The following is a 4348-nucleotide window of genomic DNA, read 5'->3' as shown; positions in this document are numbered from 1 at the left end:
AGGCAAGCCAGCTCCCACAAAGGAGCAATTGGTAACCATAACAATCCATCAGAGGTTGAACACCCATGGCTGCAAATGACACCACCCCGTTGATCGAAAGGCGTTCGATCGACTACATCCCGGAAGCGGAAAGACACGGTCGTCTATTGAGCCAGTTCACCCTGTGGCTGGGTGCCAACCTGCAGATCACCGCGATTGTCACTGGGGCCTTGGCCGTGGTGTTGGGGGGTGATGTGTTCTGGTCGTTGATCGGTCTGTTGATTGGCCAACTGCTGGGCGGTGGTGTGATGGCGTTGCATGCGGCGCAAGGCCCGCAACTGGGTTTGCCGCAGATGATCTCCAGCCGTGTGCAGTTTGGCGTGTACGGGGCGGTGATCCCGCTGGTGCTGGTATGCCTGATGTACATCGGTTTCTCGGCCAGCGGCTCGCTGCTGGCAGGGCAGGCGGTGGCGCAACTGCTGCATGTGGAAGACTGGGTCGGCATCGTGCTGTTCGCCGGGCTGATCATGGTGTTTACCATCTTCGGCTACCGCGTCATCCACGGTATCGGCCGCGTTGCCAGCGTGCTCGGCGTGGTGGCTTTCATCTACCTGTTCTACAAATTATTGGCCGGTAACGACGTCGGTGCGTTGCTGGGCAACAAGCATTTTTCCCTCAGCAGTTTTCTGCTGGCGATTTCGCTTTCGGCGTCGTGGCAAATTGCGTTCGGTCCGTATGTGGCGGACTACTCGCGTTACTTGCCGCGCAGCACATCCGCTTCGAAAACCTTCTGGGCCGTGGGCCTGGGCTCGGTGATCGGTGCGCAGGCGTCGATGGTGTTTGGTGTGTTTGCGGCGGCCCTGGCCGGTGCGCAATTCGCCCACCATGAAGTGTCGTTTATCGTCGGCCTGGGCGGCACCGGGATTGTCGCGGCGCTGCTGTATTTCAGCATCGCTTTTGGCAAGGTCACGGTGACTACGCTCAACGCCTACGGCAGCTTCATGTCCATCGCGACGATCATCAGTGGCTTTCGTGGCAGCCGGCACATTTCCAGTGCGGTGCGCCTGCTCTACATCTTCCTGATGGTGTCGATTGCCGCCGCACTGGCGCTGCTGGGCAAGGACTCGTTCCTCAAGGACTTCTCCGCGTTCATTCTGTTCCTGCTGGCGTTCTTCACGCCGTGGAGCGCGATCAACCTGGTGGACTTCTACTGCATCACCAAAGAGCGCTACGACATCCCGGCACTGTCCAACCCCAACGGCCGGTACGGTCGCTGGAACTGGATGGGTATCGGCATTTATGTGTTCGGTGTGCTGATCCAGATGCCGTTCATCTCCACGCATTTCTACACCGGCCCTCTGGTCGCCAGCCTTGGTGACACCGATATCTCCTGGATCATCGGTTTGGTGGTGCCTGCCGCACTGTATTACTGGGCCGCGAAAAAGTGGCACAGCGCAATTCCTGAACACCTGATCCTGCCGGTAGAGCAGGGCGCTGCACCAACGACGACAAACGGGCTGGCTGCACAGGCCTGATGGGACGTGGACAGGGCAGGATGCCTACTGACTGCCGTAATCCATTTCAAGATTGGGAGCGTCACAACAATGAAAATTCATAAAACCCTGTTGGCCACTGTGTTCTCTGCGGGCGTATTGGCGAGTGCCGGTGCCCAAGCGGCCGGCTGGTGCGAATCTGGCAAACCGGTGAAATTCGCAGGCCTGAACTGGGAAAGCGGCATGTTGCTCACCGACATCCTGCAAACCGTGCTGGAAAAAGGCTACGACTGCAAAACCGACAGCCTGCCGGGCAACTCCATCACCATGGAAAACGCCCTGAGCAGCAACGACATCCAGATCTTCGCCGAAGAATGGGTGGGCCGCAGTGACGTCTGGAACAAGGCCGAGAAGGCCGGCAAAGTCGTCGGCGTCGGTGCTCCTGTTGTCGGCGCTATCGAAGGCTGGTACGTGCCGCGCTACGTGATCGAAGGCGACGCCAAGCGCAAGCTGGAAGCCAAGGCACCGGACCTGAAAAGCATTGCTGACCTGGCCAAGTACGCCTCGGTATTCAAGGACCAGGAAGAACCGTCCAAGGGCCGTTTCTATAACTGTCCGGCCGGTTGGACCTGCGAGCTGGACAACAGCGAAATGCTGAAAAGCTACGGCCTGGAAAATACCTACACCAACTTCCGACCTGGCACCGGTCCGGCGCTGGATGCGGCCGTGCTGTCGAGCTACAAGCGTGGCGAGCCAATCCTGTTCTACTACTGGTCGCCGACGCCGCTGATGGGCCAGGTCGACCTGGTCAAGCTGGAAGAAAAGCCTGGTGTGGATAAAAGCGTGAGTATCAAGGTCGGCCTGTCCAAGACCTTCCACGAACAGGCGCCGGAGCTGGTGGCCGTACTGGAGAAGGTCAACCTGCCTATCGACCTGCTGAACCAGAACCTGGGACGCATGGCCAAGGAACGAATTGAGTCGCCAAAACTGGCGAAAATTTTCCTCAAGGAACATCCTGAAGTCTGGCACGCATGGGTGAGCGACGACGCAGCCAAGAAAATCGACGCGGCCTTGTAGGTCAAGCGTGCCCGGCTCCCTTGAAGGGCTAGCCGGGCGCCTGGCCACAACCCACTGGATCGAGAGCACGATATGTTTCCTGAGAGTTTTACGTTTTCCATCGCCGACTGGGTCAACGGTTGGGTGGACTCACTGGTCACCAACTATGGCGATGTGTTCCGGCACATCTCCGACACCCTGCTATGGGCCATCGTCAACCTGGAAGGCTTGCTGCGCGCAGCGCCTTGGTGGCTGATGCTGGCCATCGTCGGCGGCGTCGCCTGGCACGCCACCCGCAAGGTGATCACCACGGCGGTGATCGTCGGTTTGCTGTTCCTGGTGGGCGCGGTTGGCCTGTGGGACAAGCTGATGCAAACCCTGGCACTGATGATGGTCGCCACGGTGATCTCGGTGTTGATTGGCATCCCGTTGGGCATTCTGTCGGCGCGCAGCAATCGCCTGCGTTCGGTGTTGATGCCGTTGCTGGACATCATGCAGACCATGCCCAGCTTCGTGTACCTGATTCCGGTGCTGATGCTGTTCGGCCTCGGTAAAGTCCCGGCGATTTTCGCCACGGTGATCTACGCGGCGCCACCGCTGATTCGTCTGACGGACCTGGGTATTCGACAAGTCGACGGCGAAGTCATGGAAGCCATCAACGCCTTTGGTGCCAACCGCTGGCAGCAACTGTTCGGTGTGCAACTGCCACTGGCCCTGCCAAGCATCATGGCCGGTATCAACCAGACCACCATGATGGCGTTGTCCATGGTAGTGATCGCCTCGATGATCGGCGCCCGTGGCTTGGGTGAAGACGTCCTCGTCGGCATCCAGACCCTCAACGTCGGCCGTGGCCTCGAAGCCGGGCTGGCGATCGTGATTCTTGCAGTGGTCATCGACCGCATTACCCAGGCCTATGGTCGTCCACGGCATGAGGCGAGCAAATGACTACTGTCAGCAAAATCGAAGTAAAAAACGTCTTCAAGATTTTTGGCGCCCGCTCCAAGGATGCGCTGTCGTTGATCGGCCAGGGCAAGACCAAGGACCAGGTGCTGGCCGAGACCGGTTGCGTGGTCGGCGTGAACGACCTGTCCCTGAGTATCGGCACCGGTGAGATCTTCGTGATCATGGGCCTGTCCGGCTCCGGCAAGTCCACGCTGGTGCGCCACTTCAACCGCCTGATCGATCCCACCAGCGGTGCGATCCTGGTAGACGGCGAAGACATCCTGCAACTGGACATGGAAGCCCTGCGCCAATTTCGTCGGCACAAGATCAGCATGGTGTTCCAGAGCTTCGGCCTGTTGCCCCACAAAAGCGTGCTCGACAACGTCGCCTATGGCCTGAAAGTGCGCGGCGAAACCAAGCAGGTCTGTGCCGAGCGCGCGCTGCACTGGATCGAAACCGTGGGCCTGAAGGGGTACGAAAACAAATACCCGCACCAGCTTTCTGGCGGTATGCGCCAACGTGTCGGCCTGGCCCGCGCCCTGGCAGCCGACACCGACATCATCCTGATGGACGAAGCCTTCAGCGCCCTCGACCCGCTGATCCGCGCCGAGATGCAGGACCAGTTGCTGGAGCTGCAAAAGACCCTGCACAAGACCATCGTGTTCATCACCCACGACCTCGACGAGGCCGTGCGCATCGGCAACCGCATTGCGATCCTCAAGGACGGCCAACTGATCCAGGTCGGCACGCCTCGCGAGATCCTGCATTCGCCGGCGGATGACTATGTGGATCGGTTTGTTCAGCGGCGGGCGGCGGTGGTCTGATCCAAAAGATGTGGTGCGGCGGCTGGCCCTATCGCAGGCAAGCCAGCTCCCACA

General features: G+C 59.7%; 4 protein-coding genes. All 4 read left to right on the top strand.

Annotated elements, in window-relative coordinates; all coding sequences use genetic code 11:
- Positions 1-65: 65 nt before the first annotated feature.
- The 4 genes from ACRESD_RS02670 to ACRESD_RS02655 all read left to right on the top strand — a co-directional run bounded on the left by ACRESD_RS02670 (position 66) and on the right by ACRESD_RS02655 (position 4294).
- Positions 66-1514: a purine-cytosine permease family protein gene (locus ACRESD_RS02670; RefSeq protein WP_431749506.1), complete on the top strand. Its 1449-nt coding sequence runs from the start codon at positions 66-68 to the stop codon at positions 1512-1514.
- Between the two features lie 69 nt (positions 1515-1583).
- A complete protein-coding gene (locus ACRESD_RS02665; RefSeq protein ID WP_431749505.1) occupies positions 1584-2549 on the top strand; it encodes an ABC transporter substrate-binding protein in 966 nt (321 codons plus the stop codon).
- Between the two features lie 72 nt (positions 2550-2621).
- Complete coding sequence (locus tag ACRESD_RS02660; protein WP_431749504.1) at positions 2622-3473, top strand: ABC transporter permease; 852 nt, start codon at positions 2622-2624, stop codon at positions 3471-3473.
- The gene (locus tag ACRESD_RS02655; RefSeq protein WP_431749503.1) at positions 3470-4294 is read left to right on the top strand and encodes a quaternary amine ABC transporter ATP-binding protein; all 825 of its coding nucleotides are present in this window, start codon (positions 3470-3472) and stop codon (positions 4292-4294) included. The genes ACRESD_RS02660 and ACRESD_RS02655 overlap by 4 nt, the downstream gene beginning before the upstream one ends.
- Positions 4295-4348: the final 54 nt, after the last annotated feature.

Source organism: Pseudomonas sp. (genome assembly GCF_050739995.1).
Classification (GTDB): domain Bacteria; phylum Pseudomonadota; class Gammaproteobacteria; order Pseudomonadales; family Pseudomonadaceae; genus Aquipseudomonas.
This window is presented reverse-complemented; position numbering and strand designations above follow the sequence as displayed.